The 13,946-nt window shown below is 70.3% G+C and carries 10 protein-coding genes; 7 read left to right on the forward strand and 3 right to left on the reverse strand.

Going from position 1 to position 13,946, the window contains the following annotated elements:
- Nucleotides 1-10: 10 nt before the first annotated feature.
- The gene (locus tag ABDW61_RS19185; protein WP_343640961.1) at nt 11-3,814 is read right to left on the reverse strand and encodes a hypothetical protein; all 3,804 of its coding nucleotides are present in this window, start codon (nt 3,812-3,814) and stop codon (nt 11-13) included.
- A 323-nt stretch (nt 3,815-4,137) separates the two neighbouring features.
- Here ABDW61_RS19185 and ABDW61_RS19190 point away from each other — a divergent pair, with 323 nt between their 5' ends.
- The 4 genes from ABDW61_RS19190 to ABDW61_RS19205 all read left to right on the forward strand — a co-directional run bounded on the left by ABDW61_RS19190 (nt 4,138) and on the right by ABDW61_RS19205 (nt 9,248).
- Nucleotides 4,138-5,895 carry an HrpF/NolX family T3SS translocon protein gene (locus ABDW61_RS19190; protein WP_343640963.1) on the forward strand — a complete coding sequence of 586 codons (1,758 nt, stop codon included), beginning with the start codon at nt 4,138-4,140 and terminating at the stop codon, nt 5,893-5,895.
- Between the two features lie 20 nt (nt 5,896-5,915).
- The gene (locus ABDW61_RS19195) at nt 5,916-6,401 is read left to right on the forward strand and encodes a type III effector protein chaperone (protein ID WP_343640965.1); all 486 of its coding nucleotides are present in this window, start codon (nt 5,916-5,918) and stop codon (nt 6,399-6,401) included.
- A 13-nt stretch (nt 6,402-6,414) separates the two neighbouring features.
- Nucleotides 6,415-7,719 carry a hypothetical protein gene (locus ABDW61_RS19200; RefSeq protein ID WP_343640966.1) on the forward strand — a complete coding sequence of 435 codons (1,305 nt, stop codon included), beginning with the start codon at nt 6,415-6,417 and terminating at the stop codon, nt 7,717-7,719.
- Between the two features lie 167 nt (nt 7,720-7,886).
- Nucleotides 7,887-9,248: a glycoside hydrolase family 27 protein gene (locus ABDW61_RS19205; RefSeq protein ID WP_343640968.1), complete on the forward strand. Its 1,362-nt coding sequence runs from the start codon at nt 7,887-7,889 to the stop codon at nt 9,246-9,248.
- Nucleotides 9,249-9,321: 73 nt separating this feature from the next.
- Here ABDW61_RS19205 and ABDW61_RS19210 read toward each other — a convergent pair whose 3' ends face one another.
- A complete protein-coding gene (locus ABDW61_RS19210) occupies nt 9,322-10,689 on the reverse strand; it encodes a heavy metal sensor histidine kinase (protein ID WP_343640970.1) in 1,368 nt (455 codons plus the stop codon).
- 56 nt (nt 10,690-10,745) lie between these two features.
- Nucleotides 10,746-11,426 (reverse strand): heavy metal response regulator transcription factor, encoded by a 681-nt coding sequence (locus ABDW61_RS19215; protein WP_343641025.1) that lies wholly within the window; start codon nt 11,424-11,426, stop codon nt 10,746-10,748.
- 132 nt (nt 11,427-11,558) lie between these two features.
- Here ABDW61_RS19215 and ABDW61_RS19220 point away from each other — a divergent pair, with 132 nt between their 5' ends.
- The 3 genes from ABDW61_RS19220 (at nt 11,559) to ABDW61_RS19230 (ending at nt 13,936) form a co-directional block, all read left to right on the forward strand.
- Nucleotides 11,559-12,113 carry a cupredoxin family protein gene (locus ABDW61_RS19220; RefSeq protein WP_343641026.1) on the forward strand — a complete coding sequence of 185 codons (555 nt, stop codon included), beginning with the start codon at nt 11,559-11,561 and terminating at the stop codon, nt 12,111-12,113.
- A gap of 129 nt (nt 12,114-12,242) precedes the next feature.
- The gene (locus ABDW61_RS19225) at nt 12,243-12,626 is read left to right on the forward strand and encodes a hypothetical protein (RefSeq protein WP_343640971.1); all 384 of its coding nucleotides are present in this window, start codon (nt 12,243-12,245) and stop codon (nt 12,624-12,626) included.
- Between the two features lie 77 nt (nt 12,627-12,703).
- Nucleotides 12,704-13,936 carry a TolC family protein gene (locus ABDW61_RS19230; protein ID WP_343640972.1) on the forward strand — a complete coding sequence of 411 codons (1,233 nt, stop codon included), beginning with the start codon at nt 12,704-12,706 and terminating at the stop codon, nt 13,934-13,936.
- Nucleotides 13,937-13,946: the final 10 nt, after the last annotated feature.

Below are 13,946 nucleotides of genomic sequence, written 5' to 3' on the forward strand. Positions count from 1 at the left end.
TGCGAAGCCGTCAACCGCGCGGGAACAACACGTCGTTGTGCGCGCCTTCCGAGTTGTCGGCGACGCGCACTTCCAGGCCGAGCAGCGTCACGCCGGGCTGGTTGGCGGTGTTGAACACGTTGTTGATCGCCATGCGCCGCGGCTGCCAGCTCGAGTCCTCGGCCAGGAAGGCTTCGCGCTCCGCGTGGATCGCCACGGCCTCTTCAGGCCTGCCGAGCTTGCGCGCCAGCACGGCGCTGGCGTCGTAGCCGTCGACGATGGCCGCGGCCGGCACCTGCATGCAATCCACGGCCAGGTACTGCTTGAACTGGTTGTCCAGCTTGCCCGCGTCCTGGAAGATCTGCCGCAGGTCCGACTCCGACGACTGCTGCCGCAGCCGGAAGTCGTCCGCCGGCTGCTTGAACCCGTCCGGGAACTTCGTGTACGTGTTGCCGTGGTTGATCCACCGCGCGCGGTCGGACTCGATGGCCTGCTCGAAGCGCGGCAGGTCGACGAACTCGGTGATGCGGCGCGTGCGCATCGGTGCCGTGACGCCGTCCACGGTGACCAGCCGCTTGGTCACTTCGGTGCCGCCGAGGTGGTCGCCCATCCGGCTCGCCCCGGCGACGTCGGTGGCGTTGATCGTCTTGCCATCGTCGAACCGCTTCAGGTTCACGCTCAGGTTGGCCGCCGCGCCGCTCTGCTGCAGCGTCCGGGCACCAGCGCGCTCCTCCGGATAGCGGTAGTAGCCCGATGCCTCGTCCGCCATCGCGTGACGCACTTCGCCGACGGTGCGGCCCTGCGCCAGCGCCACGCGGCCCTGCACGACCTGCGCCAGCTTCTGCCCGGCCGCGGAAGGGGCCGGTGCCGGTGCCGGTACTGCCTCCGAGGCGGACGGACCCGCCGCTGGCGTGCCGTCCAGCGGCCGCGAGAACGTGATCTGCGGACTGAGCACCGTGCCGGACAGCTCGCCGCGGACGGCCTCGCGGTTGTACTTGCCCAGCAGATTGAGCGAGGCCACGTCGACGTTCTTGAGGATCGCGTCCACCGGCCCGGCGTGCCCCATCTCCTGCCACATCACCGCATGGCGCAGCATGTCCTCGAACTCGAGCTGGTTCTTGGGCTGGGTCGGCACGTCCTGCGGCACGCGCACCTGCAGCCCGTTCTGCCACTGGTTCTCGTAGCTGGCGGCGGCGGTCAGGTCCGCGGCGCGAAGACTCAGCGACACCTCGCCGGCCGTGAGCCTGGTCGAGGCGCCGGCGCCGAAGCCCAGCTTCCCGGCCACGGTGCTCTGCGTGCCAGCGGTGAGGTAATAGGCGGCCGTGGTCATGCCGATCTCCATCACCAGGTCGTGCTGGTACTTGCCGGCCGCGGCCACGCGCATCGTCAGCGACAGCGGGTCGGGGAAGTCGGCCGGTTTCATGCCCATCTGCACCCGCGAGGTGTCGAAGCCGTAGCTGTTGCCGCCGCTGAACTTGAACTTGTCCCGCACCGACATCAACCGGGCGATCGAGATCAGGCCATCGAGCAACTGCTCCTTGTTGTCGATCTGTCCGCGGTTCCAGATCGCGGAGCCGACCGCGCCGTCGAGCGTCTTGCGGAACGCGCCGACGGTCTTGGCCACCTCCGGCTCACCGGCCGCGGCGAGATCGGCCGCCGCCACGCGCGCGAGCTGATGCGCGGCCTCGGCCGGCTTGATCTGGCCTTCGGCGTAGCGGCCCCAGAGGTCGGCGAGCTTCGGATGCGCCTGCAGCGTCCGGTCATCCAGGCCGAAGCGCACCGGCACCTGGACCTCGGCCACCGTCGCGCTGAGCAGGTGCTCCGGCGTCTCCTTCGGCACCGCGGCGTCCAGCGCGCGCGCCAGCGTCTTCAGCGCGAGTTCGGCCGGGAGCGCGCCGTCGCCGCCGCGCAGCGTCTCGATGCCGCCGCGCATCGCATCGACCGCCTGCGGCGTGCTGGTGATCAGGCCCGCCTGCGCCAGCGTGCGCGTGGCCGAGGCGATGGCCGAGGGGTTCAGCGCCGTGGCGCCGCCCACCGGCAGCGCGCGCGCGATCGCGCCCATCACCGAGTTCTCGCGCGACACGCTGGACAGCATGTCCGTGGTCAGACCCTTGAGGTAGTTGTCAGCCTGCTGCAGCGGCGTGCCCGGGCCCTGCTCGAAGAACCCGTTGCGCACCGCGTTGAAAGCGCGGCGCAGCTCGGGCGCCAGACCGTCGAGCTTGAAGTCCGAGGTCTGCAGCGCCTGAGCGGCGGCGCTGCGCGCCAGCTGCGGCAGCTCGCCGCCGGAGGTTTGCAGCGCGGCATCAGCCGTGAACATCACGCGCAAGGCCGCGACGCGGCGTTCGGAGGTCTCCAGGTCGAGCGCCGGCGCGCCCGCCTGGGGCGGCGCGAGCAGCGCGGACAGCATCTCGACGCCGCGGGGCAGCACCGCGACTTCCCGTGCGAGCGCCACGGCGGCGGACTGCGCGGGCGTACGCGAGCCGGGGTCCGCGGTGATGGTGGCCAATCGGCCCGCATCCAGCGTGCCCAGGGTTTGCAGCGCGTGCGTCATCGGTGCCGCCTGGATCTCGCCCAGGCTCAGCGGCCCCGTCGCCGTCCGCGGCGCGAAGGCCACGATGCCGGCGTTGAAGACGTTCTCCAGCACCGTGTCGCGCGGCAGTTGATCGCCCTTGGCCGGCCGTGCGCTCAGCCGGTCCGCCACCGAGCGCAGCACCTCGCCCAGCGGCGCGTGAACGCCACGCGCCTGGTCGATGAGGGTGCTCATGCGCTCGTTCTGCAGCGTCGACAGGCGGTCCTGCGCGGCCGCATGGCGCTGCGTGGCCTGGGCCTCGGCCATGACGGCGCCGTCGAACTTGGCCATCGCCTGGTGCAGCGGCGTCTGCAGCTCGGGCGGCAGATCGATGATGGCCGCGCCTTGCCGGCGCAGCGCGCCCTCGAGCTCCTCTCGCCGCTCCGGCGGCGCGTCGGCGGGCAGGCGGCGCAGCGCGGTCAGCAATGGCTTCACGCCCTTGGCGAAGGCCTCGACCTGCGGCCCCTGGTCCCCCGCGGCGGCCTGCAGGCACAGCACGGCCTTGTCGACCTCGATCTCGATGCCGCGGGCTGCGTACTGCGCCCCGGCCAGTTCGATGAAGGCCTTCTGCTCGCCGACCCGGGCGTCAAGCATCGGCGGGCGCGAGGCGGCCGCCGCGCGGGCCTCGGGCGAGGCCATGTCGGTCAGCGTCGCCGTGGGACGGGCCGCGATCCCCACCGATTGCAGGGCCGCGGTGGCAGCCGCCGCCACGGTCTGCGCGGACGCGCCCAGGATTTGCGCCAGCGGTGAGGCCGCGGCGGCGCCCGGCGACGCCTGCGGCGCGGGCATCCACTTGTCGAGCGCGGGCGTGTCCAGCAACTGCGTGGCGAGCTTCAACTGCTCCGGCTTGGATGCGGGGATCGAGAACGCGAAACGATCCGGCTCCAGCGGCGGCAGCTTGGGCGCCTTGGGCATCTCGCCGGGCGGGCCGCCCGCGGAGAGCTGATTCCACGCCTGATAACCCAGGATCGTCCCGGTGGTGGTGATCGGATGCTGCTTCTTGGAGCCGTAGGTGCTCATCAGCGCCTGCTGCAGCTTGGGCGCCACCGCGGAGGAGAAGCCCACCGCCCGGTCGCCGGCGGGCGGACTGCCCGATTCGATGTCGCCCTGACGCTTCGGGCGCCGGCGCAGGCCGAGGAAATGCGAGCCCGAGGTGTCGGAGGACGGCTGCGCGGCCGTCTGCTGCGAGGTCTCGCGCGGGATGCTGGGGCTGGTGCTGGCGGACAGGAGCGGCGCGGGGCTGCTGGAGCTGGGGATTTCCGGCATGGGGGGCCTCTGGTGGACGTGTCGTTGGAAGTCACCAGATTCGGTGCAGACGGGCACCGGCGTGGGGAGGACGCGAAGCGGTCCTGTGGCATGCGAAGCCGGATAGGCCGATCGGCCCTGACCGTCGATGTGTTCCCGCACCAGCACGGCACGGTGGGGGCGCCGGAGCCGGGCACGGCGTGAGCGCTGTCGCGCGGCCGGCTTCGCCCGGGCGGCCCGCGCTTCGCCCGTGGCCGATCGATGCCATGGCCGCTGAAAGAGCATGCGTCCAGGCGCTGCCAAGCCGCGCCGGTCTTCATCGGTCCATGCAAGAGGAAAGAGTGATGTCGCAGCCCATCGTGAACCGGGGACTGTCCACGACGCCGTTCCCGGCGAGCGGTGGCCCGAGCGCGGACCCGGCCGCCGGTCTTCCTGAGGACTACCAGCAGCGCCTGGACGCCGCCGTGACCACGTCGCTGAGGCGATCGGCCGACGCGTCGTGTCCGGACGCCGAGCCCGGGGCGCCGTCCGCCCCCGTGCCGGCTCCGATGCCGGCGCCGATGCCGGTGCCGATGGACCGCCTGGAGACCGTCTCCACGCTGCAACGCAACGAGCGGCTGTTCGACAAGCCCAGGTCCGAGGAGGACCTGCGCCGTCTGGCCGACGATCCGCACACCGCGCCGGAACTCGGCCGCGCGCTGCGGACCGTGCTGGCGGACGAGGAATTGAAGCAAGGCCTGGACAGCGCCAGCAATGGCCGCATCGATGGCTTGATCGGGCGCGGCGACCTGCGCCACCTGTCCGAGTCCCATGAACTGATCCGCTACAACCGCCGCCGCGCGGAGAGCTTCCGCCACCACTACCTTGCGTCGGACAACGGCGATCAGGTGCGCGAGCAGGTCCGGGAGATGACGCGCTCCGACGCGGCGCGCGAGCTCTACAAGTACTCCGACTACCTGCCGAAGGCGACCTCGCTGCAGACGCTGCGGGAGCTCGTCGACGGCACGCTGTCGATGGACCGGCGGCCGCCGCAGGTGATCGCCGCGGCGCGCTACTTCGTGGACCGCCCCGGCGAATGGGAGCAGATGACGGGCCGCGCGGAGGACGAGGGCATCGCCCGCGCGCGGCTGGCCGATGCGCTGGGCCGCAACATCCAGCTGCGTCCGGAGGAACGCCGCGCCGTGCGCACGATCGAGCGCCATGCCGATGACTTCTTCGATGGACGCCTGTTCGATCGCGAGAAGCTGCGGCGCATCGCCGATGACCCGCGCCAGCCGCGCGGGCATGTCGAGGCGGCAAGGGTGCTGCTGGCCGATCCGGTGCTGTTCGGCCTGCTCGACAACGCGGAGCGGGGGCACAAGAGCAATGCATGGCGCTCGTCGGACGACGGCCGCATCGGACGCAAGGATCTGCGGCGCTTCATCGAGCGCAACGATGTCGACGCGGGACCGAGGCCGCAGGCACCGCCTCGCGACGAAGTTCTTGCCGCGCCGGGCGATCCGCGCGATCGGGCGGCGGTGCCCGATCCGGCGGCGGTGCGCGAGATGGTCGATGGCCGCCGGAACCAGCCCGACACGCGCACCGTGAAGGGCGGCAAGCTCCGGGGCCTCGTGACTGGCGTGATGAAGGGGCTGTCCATCTTCGAGAAGATCGGCTCGACCACCCTGGGCGCGATCGCGGCGCTGAAGATTCCGCTCGTCAGCCAGGCGGCGGCGGTCGGATCGATGGTGACGAACGCGATCGCCGGCGGGCTCGACGTCGGGCGTACCGCCATCGACGGGGGCGACGTGAAGCGGGCCGCGGCCAACGCGGGCAAGAGCTTCGGCAGCAATGCGCTGAGCGTGGCGACCGCGCCGGGCGCGGGCAAGGCGGTCACCGCGAGCACCGGCGTGATCGCGAAGACCGCCGCGAAGGCCGCGGTCAAGGAAACCGGCAAGCAGCTGTTCAACGAGGTGGTGAAGCCCAAGGCCGAGGAGCTCGCGCAGCGCCACCTGATGCCGCGCCCGGGCGATGGCCCGCCGCCACGCGCAGCGCCACCGGCGGCGACCCCGGCGAAGTCCCCGGCGGCGCCCCCGGACGAACCGCTGCCCCCGCCAACCTGAAACCTCCTGGAGACGATCCCATGATCACGACTTTCGAACGCTCGACACCCTTCGCGGAACCGGAGTTCAGGCCGCCCTCGGAGGCGAGCCACCTGCTGACCCGCATTCATGCGCTGACGCGCGACGCGGCGCGCGCGCTCGGCATGGACGCCGAGGCCGCGGAGCAGGCGGCCCTCGATGGCGGGCTTGTGCTCGATGGCGAGGCGGTCCTCATCTCGCCTGTGGCGCTGGGGGCCGCCGAGGCCAACTCGCTGGTGATCTCGGTGAGTCTGGGACGGCGCGTCGGACAGATGCCGGTCTCGGCCTTGTCCAGCGTGCTGGCGCAGGCGCCGGGGCTGCTGGCGGTGCACCGCATGACCATCGGTTGCGATCCCGACGGCGAGTTGATGCTGCATGGCACGGCCGACGCCGGGACCGCGACCTCGGCGAGCCTGGCGCGGGATCTGCTGGCCGTGCGGCAGCTTGCCGTGCTGCTGCAGGACTTCACGGCGACCCGGACGCAATGAGCAAGGGCTGCTCATGAGCGCCAGCGGCGTCCACTGCGTCTCGCACGGACTGGCGACGGGCCCGAGTGGCGTCGACGGCGGGCGTTCGTCCACGCCACCGGAGCCGGCGCGATCGCAGACGCTCGAATCGCCCGAGGCGCTTCGCCAGCGTCCGCCCGCCACTGGCGCGGAACCGGGCGCGCCAACGGCGCGCCGTGTCAGCCTGCCCCGGGTCGTGGAGGCGGCGAAGGACATCGCCTTGCCGAATGTGTCGATGATCGGCAGCGCGCTCGCCACCGGTGTCAAGGCGGTGAAGCAGTTCATGCGGCCGGTGGTCTCCAGCGCGCCGCTTCAATCGGCGCTGCGAGGTGACCTGGGGCAGGGGGCCGCGCAGCTGGACGCCCACGCAGCCGCCGTGGCCTATGGGAAGGGATCGGCCACCTGGCTGGACCGGACGGTGCCGCTGGTCCATTCGGTGCTGCGCCAGGGCGTGACCAGCGCTTCGGCGGAGGTGGATCACGTGGCGGCCGCGGCCGCGGCGCCAGGATCCTTGTTCGCGCGTCTGAGCGCGGGACAGACCGGCGAGGTGCTGAGCAGAAAGCTCGCCGGACCGCTGATCGACCGGCTGCCCCGTCATTTCCAGGCCATCGACGCCAGGGCCGTCGTGCCGGACCAGATCGTTGGCGACATGAATGCGCTGGTGCCCGGGGCGGGCGACAAGCTTCGCGCGTCGGTATCGGCACGGCAGGCGGAGATCGTCGACCTCGGCAGCGCCAGCAACACGAAGCTCGCGAAGCTGTCGGAGGACGCCGCGAATCGCGCGCGCGTGGCGTTGATGGCGACGCCCTTGGGTCTGGCGGGACAGGCGGGGCTCGGCCTCGGGGCCGCGGCGGCGGCGGGCGGCGTCATCGGCGGCGTGATGGCGACTCGTCAATCGGTGGCGACCGTCACCGTGCCGGACGCTGAGCAACTGAGGGCGCTGGTGGCATCGCGTCCCGCCGATGGCGCGCAGGCGCTGGAGCAACTGATGAAGTCCCGCGGTGGCGAGCAGCCTGGCGTGCACAAGGTGCCGCTGTTCTTCGCGAAACGGCTGCCGGGGAAGGCCGAGCCGGCCGCGGACGCGGGTCAGCGCGCGCGGATGGCGGCGTCCCGGGAGTCGCTGACGAAGGGCATGACGGCCATGCCATCGGCGGCGAGCCCGGCGGCCGCTCCGCTTGCGCGTCCGATGTCGGACCGTGATCGCGGCGCGGATCCGCGCACCGCCATGGCGATCGGTGGCGCCATCGGGGCACACGCGGCCCTCAAGCCTGTCCTCGACGCGGCTGCGGGCCCGGGTTGATATCGGCTTGGATATCGATGGGCCGGAAATTGTGATCGCGCGGCCGCACGGACGCCGTCACGGCACGTGATAGTTTCCTGCCGCCTCCGCCGTTCGACGTGGAGGCGCCGTCGCGGTGCCAGGCCTTGCCTGGCGGCGCCCTGCAAGCAGAACTCACGGAGACAGGAATGATCAGTCGTCGCGCGGTGATCCGCACGGGCCTGGCCGGCATGGCCGCAACAGCTGCAACCGGCGCAACGGCCGGCATCGCCGCGACGGACAGCGCGAGCGGCGCGGCGCCGAAGGTGCTCGCCCCGACGCCGCCGATGGGCTGGAACAGCTGGAACAGCTTCGCCACGACCATCAACGAGGCGCAGGCGCGCCAGACCGCGCGCATCATGGCCGACAAGCTGCTGCCGGCGGGCTATGACATCTTCACCATCGACATCCAGTGGTACGAGCCGACGGCGTCGAGCTACACATACAGCGCGAATCCGGAGCCCGCGATGGATGAGCACGGCCGGCTGGTGCCCGCGGTGAATCGCTTTCCGTCGAGCGCCGGCGGCCGCGGCTTCGGGCCACTGGCGGCGGACGTCCATGCGATGGGACTGAAGTTCGGCATTCATCTGATGCGCGGGATTCCGCGGCTCGCGGTCAAGCGCAACCTGCCGATCCTGGGCACGCCCTACCGCGCCGCGGACATCGCCGACACCTCGAGCGTCTGCACGTGGAATCCCGACATGTACGGCGTGGACATGCGCAAGCCGGGGGCGCAGGCGTACTACGACAGCGTCTTCGCGCTCTATGCCTCGTGGGGCGTCGACTTCGTCAAGATGGACGACATGAGCCGGCCCTACGACGCGCACGCGCCGGAGATCGAGGCGGCGCATCTCGCGATCGGTCGCACGAAGCGGCCGATGGTGCTGAGCCTGTCGCCGGGCGAGACGCCCGTGATCCGTGGCGAGCATGTGCGCGAGCACGCGCAGATGTGGCGAATTTCGGACGACTTCTGGGACGACTGGAAGATGCTGGAGGCGCAGTTCACGCGGCTGGAGAACTGGAACCCGTGGCGCCGGCCGGGCGCGTGGCCGGATCCGGACATGCTGCCGCTGGGGCGCCTGGCGCTGGGCGAGCGGGATACGAAGTTCACGCCGGATGAGCAGTGCACGCTGATGACGCTGTGGGCGATCACGCGCTCGCCGCTGATCATGGGCGGGGATCTGAGACACCTGGATGAGGCGACGCTGGCGCTGCTCACGAATCCCGAGATGCTGGCGGTGGACCAGGCCAGCTCGGACAACCGGCCCCATTTCCTCGAGGACGGCGTGCGGATCTGGTCGGCGCGGCCGGCGGATGGGAAGGGGAGGTATGTGGCGCTCTTCAATACCGGCGACAAGGCGCGGGAGGTGTCGATCGCGTTGCGGGAGTTGGCGCTCGACGGGGCACAGCCGGTGCGAGATCTGTGGGCGAGACGCCCGCTGGGCGAGGCGGTAGGACGGTTCGCGCAGACGCTGCCGGCGCATGGGGCGGGTCTCTATCGCATTGGGTAGGCGGTGACGAAGGCCGGTGACAAAGGTCAGGCTCGTCGAACCGGCACTGAATCCGTGAAGCGGGTCGGCGATGTCACGGCGGCAGTTGCTCGCCCGCCGCCGCAGATGAAGGCCACTCGAGGCCCACGGCGGTCCAGCCATCCTGGGAATGAGCGAACACTCGTCCGCGGTGCATGACGGCGACGGCTCGGACAATGGCGAGGCCAAGGCCGTGATGGCTGCTCGACCGCTCCCGGGCGGGGTCACCCCGCACGAATCGGTCGAAGAGCCGAGGCAGGAGTTCCGGCGGGATCGCCGGACCCGTATTTCTCACGCAAATGCGCGCCAGGCGCGACTCCACCGTCGCCAACTCGATGACGATCGATCCGCCGCGCGGGGTGTATCGCGCGGCGTTGCCCACCAGGTTGACCAGCGCTCGGCGCACCAGTCCGGCATCGCCCGCGGCTTGCGCGTCGCCGTCCAAGCGCAGCCGCACGCCTTGCTCCTCGAGCATGGGCTCGAAGTAATCGGCGATGTGCTGCGCCTGTGCTTTCAGGTCCAGCGGAACCAAATGGTCGGCGAGTTGCCCCTGGTCCGCTTTCGCCAGGAACAGCATGTCGTTGACGAGGGTGGAGAGCTCGCGCAGCACCTCCAGGTGGGTGCCCAAGACCTCCCTCAGCTCCTCTGCGGGACGCTCACGAATCAGCGCGACTTCTGTGCTGCCGATCAGCGTGGCCAGGGGCGTGCGCAGCTCATGAGCCACGTCCGCGCTGAACCCTTCCAATTGGCTGTACGCCGTCTCCACGCGGCCCAAGGCGCTGTTGAAGGCCTGGACCAACTCCTGCAGCTCCGCGGTCTCGACCGGCGTCAGCCGCGATGAGAGCGATCCGGGGTTGAGCGCTGTGGCTTCCTCGGACAGCCGTCGCACCGGGTGAAGCGATCTGCGCGCGATCCATCCTGAAATCGCCACGATGAGCGCGACGCCTACGCCGCAGATGATCGCCAGCCGGGTGGCGTATCTGCGCAGCATCGCGTCCTGATCCCGCGAGTCGATCGCGACGATGAGGTCCTGCTCGCCCAGGACCGGGTGGGCTTCGAGCGAGACCCGACGCGCTTGCATCGCCAAGCCGTCCTCCCGCCGCACTTGCAGGCCAGTTGCTCCTGCCGCTGGAACGGGTGGCTGACTGCCACCGTAGAACACTCGGCCCTGTCGGTCCAGCAACCAGATGCGCATCTGCCCATGACCGATCAGCAGGTCATTGAGGTGATGCGTCAGTGCCGGCACATCCGCAGGACTTCGCACCTCTTCGAGCAGATGCTCGACGACATCAATCTTCCCCTCCAGATCATGGGCGCGGGCGCGTTCCAGTTCGTGCCGCAGACCGCTGTGCAGCAGCAGCGCCACTGCCACAAAGACGACAACAGCCAGCAGCGTCAACGCAAGGATCAGGCGCTGCGCCATCGAGCGCGGAGCGCTCGGAACGCGGCGGCGCGGTCTTGGGATCGGACCCGTGGGCGTCAACCCCGATCCTCCAGCACATAGCCCATGCCGCGGACCGTGTGCAACAGCGGCCTGTCGAAGCCCTCGTCCAGCTTGACGCGGAGCCGGCGTACCGCGACGTCGATCACGTTCGTCTCGCTGTCGAAGTTCAGATCCCAGACCTGCTCAGCGAGTACCGTGCGCGAGAGCACCTCCCCGTGGCGACGAAGCATGACCGTCAGCAGCGTGAACTCCTTGGGCGACAGGTCCAGCCGGCGACCCGCGCGGCTCGCCTTGCGCCGGGCAAGATCGACCTCCAGATCGCCAAGCCGCAGCGAGGTCAAGGGCTGCGACGAGAGGCTCGCGCCGCGACGGAGCAGCGCCTCGATGCGGGCCAGCAGCTCAGTGAAGGCGAACGGCTTGATCAAGTAGTCGTCCGCTCCTCCCTTCAGGCCGTGCACCCGGTCTTCCACTTTGTCCCGTGCCGTGAGCATGAGTACCGGCGTGGACTTGTGTTCTCTCAGACGGCGCAGCACCTCGAACCCGTCGATGCCCGGAAGCATCACGTCGAGCACGATCAGGTCGTACTGGCCTTCGAGGGCCAGATGTGCCCCATCGATTCCGTCGCCGGCCACGTCGACCACGTAGCCGCTCTCGCTCAGGCCCTTCCTGACATAGCTGGCCAGCCGGGACTCGTCTTCGATCACCAGGATTCGCATGGCCACAGTGTGACGCAGGAAGTCCTTCGAGAGGAGGTCGAGCACATGACCGGTCTGTCATGTTCCCGTTCCCGTGGCGTGGGGACCGGACTTGTAGAGTCCCTGCGCATCGTGTCTCTCAAGGAATCAGAGATGAAGATCCCACACGCTCAACACGCCTTTGTCGCGATCCTCGTGACCCTCTTCGCCAGTGCCGCGCTGGCCTCCGGCGACCACGCTGGCGGACATGCGCATGGCGATGAAAGCAGCGCCATCGGCAAGCCTGGCAAGGCGGCCCAGGTGACGCGCACCGTCCATGTCGACATGACCGACAACATGCGCTTCACCCCCGCCAGCATGGATGTCAAGCAAGGCGAGACCATCCGCTTCAAGGTCAAGAACTCCGGCCGGGTGAAGCATGAGTTCGTGCTCGGCACGGAGCAGGAGCTCAAGGCGCACTACCAAGCCATGCTCAAGTACCCGGAGATGGCGCACGAGGACCCGCAGATGATCACGCTGGCTGGCGGCGAGCAGGGCGAGGTGATTTGGCAGTTCACCAAGGCCGGCAAGGTCGACTTTGCTTGCCTGCAGCCGGGTCACTATGACGCCGGCATGAAGGGCGCGGTCACGGTTGCCAGGTCCGGCGCGAAGGCGGGTTCAGCAAGGCCGGGTGCGGCGGCCGATGGGCAGGCCGAGCACTCGCACTGAGCAGGAGCGACACGGTGCGCTTCGCTGCCGGGAAGCGCCCAGGCGCCATCGTGGTCACGCCCATCGAGGCGGCCAAGTGAGGCCGATCAGGAGCGCTTGGCCCGTGAGGCGGCTACACTGCGGCCCGTCATGATTCACCCCCTTGCTCGCCGGCTGACCGTTGCGCTCTGCGCAGTGATCGCGCTGCTGTTTTCACAGCTGGCCTTGGCGAGTTACGTGTGCCCGCAAGAGGCGGACACGGCGGCGATGGCGGCCATGATGGACGCAGGCATGCCGTGCGACGGCATGGACGAGCAGCAACCGGCGCTCTGTCATCAGCACGCGGCCGATCCAGGCAAGACCTTCGAGGCCGTGAAGCTGCCTGCACCCTCCCTTCCGATGGTGCTGCAGGTCATCGAGCTGCCCGTGTTGCTGGAGGAAGAGGTCGCTCGCACGCTGCCAGTGGCGCGGGCCCCCGAGCTTCGACCGCCTCCGGACCCGCTCTTCCTCTCCACCCTCAGACTCAGGGTCTGACCCGCTCCGTCGACTGACAGGCGCTGGTGCGGCACGTCCGCATCTCAGCTGCGCTCCCGTTCGTCCCCGGAGTTCTCATGCCAACCCTGCCTTTGCGCGCAGCCGCCCTGGTTGCCGCTGTTCTGCCCGGCCTCGCCTGGGCGCAGCCACTGTCCTTCGACCAGGCCTTGAGCCTGGCCGTTCAACGCTCCGAGGCCGCTCGCGCGGGCCGTGCGGCCACCTTCAGCGCGAATGAGTCCGCTCGGGCCGCGGGCCAGCTTCCCGATCCCACGCTGCGCGCCGGGGTCGACAACCTTCCCGTGACCGGTGCCGATCGCTTCAGCACGACGCGGGACTCGATGACGATGAAGCGCGTCGGCATCAGCCAGGAGTGGCTGCCGCCCGACAAGCGCGCCGCGCGAGAGGGGGTCGCGCGCGCGATGGCCGATCGCGAGGCCGTTCAGAGCGCCGCGGCCGAGGCTGAGGCCCGGTTGCAGGCCGCCCTGAGCTACCTGGAGGCCTGGTACGCGGCCGAAGCGCTCAAGCTCACGACCCAGACCGAGCGCCATCTCCACGAGGAATTCGAGGCCGCGCGGGCGCGACTCGCCGCGGCGACGGGCGGCAGCGCCGAGGTCCTTCAGCTCGCCGCGGCTCGCGGCATGGCGCAGGACGAGAGCGACGAGGCCCGCCAGCAGCAGTCCGCCGCCGCGGTCCATCTCCAGCGATGGGTCGGCTTCACGCCCGACTCGTTGGGCCCGCTCCCGGTGTTCGCTGCCCCTTCCGAGGACGACTTCGTCGCCCGGAGCCCGAGCGTCACGGGCCTCCAGCGAGACGTGGAACTTGCCAGACGGGCCGCCGCCCTGGCCGCGAAAGAGCGCTCGCCGAACTGGACCTGGGAGGTCTCTTACGGTCAGCGCAGCGGCTACTCGGACATGGTGTCCGTCGGCGTCAGCATTCCTCTGCAGCTGGCGCCGTCGCAGCGTCAGGACCGCGACACGGCGGCCAAGCTGGCTCTGGTCGAGAGAGCCGAAGCGGATCTGGCCGAGGCGGCTCGCGCCGCGACAGCGGACTACCGCACGCTGACCAGCGACGCCGCCCGGCTTGAGCAGCGCGTCGACCGCTACCGGGCCGCGGTGATCGTGCCGGCGCAGCAACGGACCGCCGCCGTCCTGGCGGCCTACCGCTCGAACCAGGCGCCGCTGTCGGCGCTCTTCGAGGCCCGCCACGCGGAGGTGCAGGCCCAGCGGCGACTGCTCGCGCTTCAACGAGACCTCGCGCGCGCTCAGGCGCAACTGACCTTCAAGCCACTCGCACCGGGAGGCGCCCAATGAATCGCGCCGC

The sequence above is a fragment of the Roseateles sp. genome (assembly GCF_039595595.1).
GTDB lineage: Bacteria > Pseudomonadota > Gammaproteobacteria > Burkholderiales > Burkholderiaceae_C > Roseateles.

Excerpts from the sequence above, each read along its gene's own strand:
- ABDW61_RS19185 (WP_343640961.1), bottom strand. The coding sequence starts at position 3,814 with ATGCCGGAAATCCCCAGCTCCAGCAGCCCCGCGCCGCTCCTGTCCGCC.
- ABDW61_RS19190 (WP_343640963.1), top strand. The coding sequence starts at position 4,138 with ATGTCGCAGCCCATCGTGAACCGGGGACTGTCCACGACGCCGTTCCCG.
- ABDW61_RS19195 (WP_343640965.1), top strand. The coding sequence starts at position 5,916 with ATGATCACGACTTTCGAACGCTCGACACCCTTCGCGGAACCGGAGTTC.
- ABDW61_RS19200 (WP_343640966.1), top strand. The coding sequence starts at position 6,415 with ATGAGCGCCAGCGGCGTCCACTGCGTCTCGCACGGACTGGCGACGGGC.
- ABDW61_RS19205 (WP_343640968.1), top strand. The coding sequence starts at position 7,887 with ATGATCAGTCGTCGCGCGGTGATCCGCACGGGCCTGGCCGGCATGGCC.
- ABDW61_RS19210 (WP_343640970.1), bottom strand. The coding sequence starts at position 10,689 with ATGGCGCAGCGCCTGATCCTTGCGTTGACGCTGCTGGCTGTTGTCGTC.
- ABDW61_RS19215 (WP_343641025.1), bottom strand. The coding sequence starts at position 11,426 with ATGCGAATCCTGGTGATCGAAGACGAGTCCCGGCTGGCCAGCTATGTC.
- ABDW61_RS19220 (WP_343641026.1), top strand. The coding sequence starts at position 11,559 with ATGAAGATCCCACACGCTCAACACGCCTTTGTCGCGATCCTCGTGACC.
- ABDW61_RS19225 (WP_343640971.1), top strand. The coding sequence starts at position 12,243 with ATGATTCACCCCCTTGCTCGCCGGCTGACCGTTGCGCTCTGCGCAGTG.
- ABDW61_RS19230 (WP_343640972.1), top strand. The coding sequence starts at position 12,704 with ATGCCAACCCTGCCTTTGCGCGCAGCCGCCCTGGTTGCCGCTGTTCTG.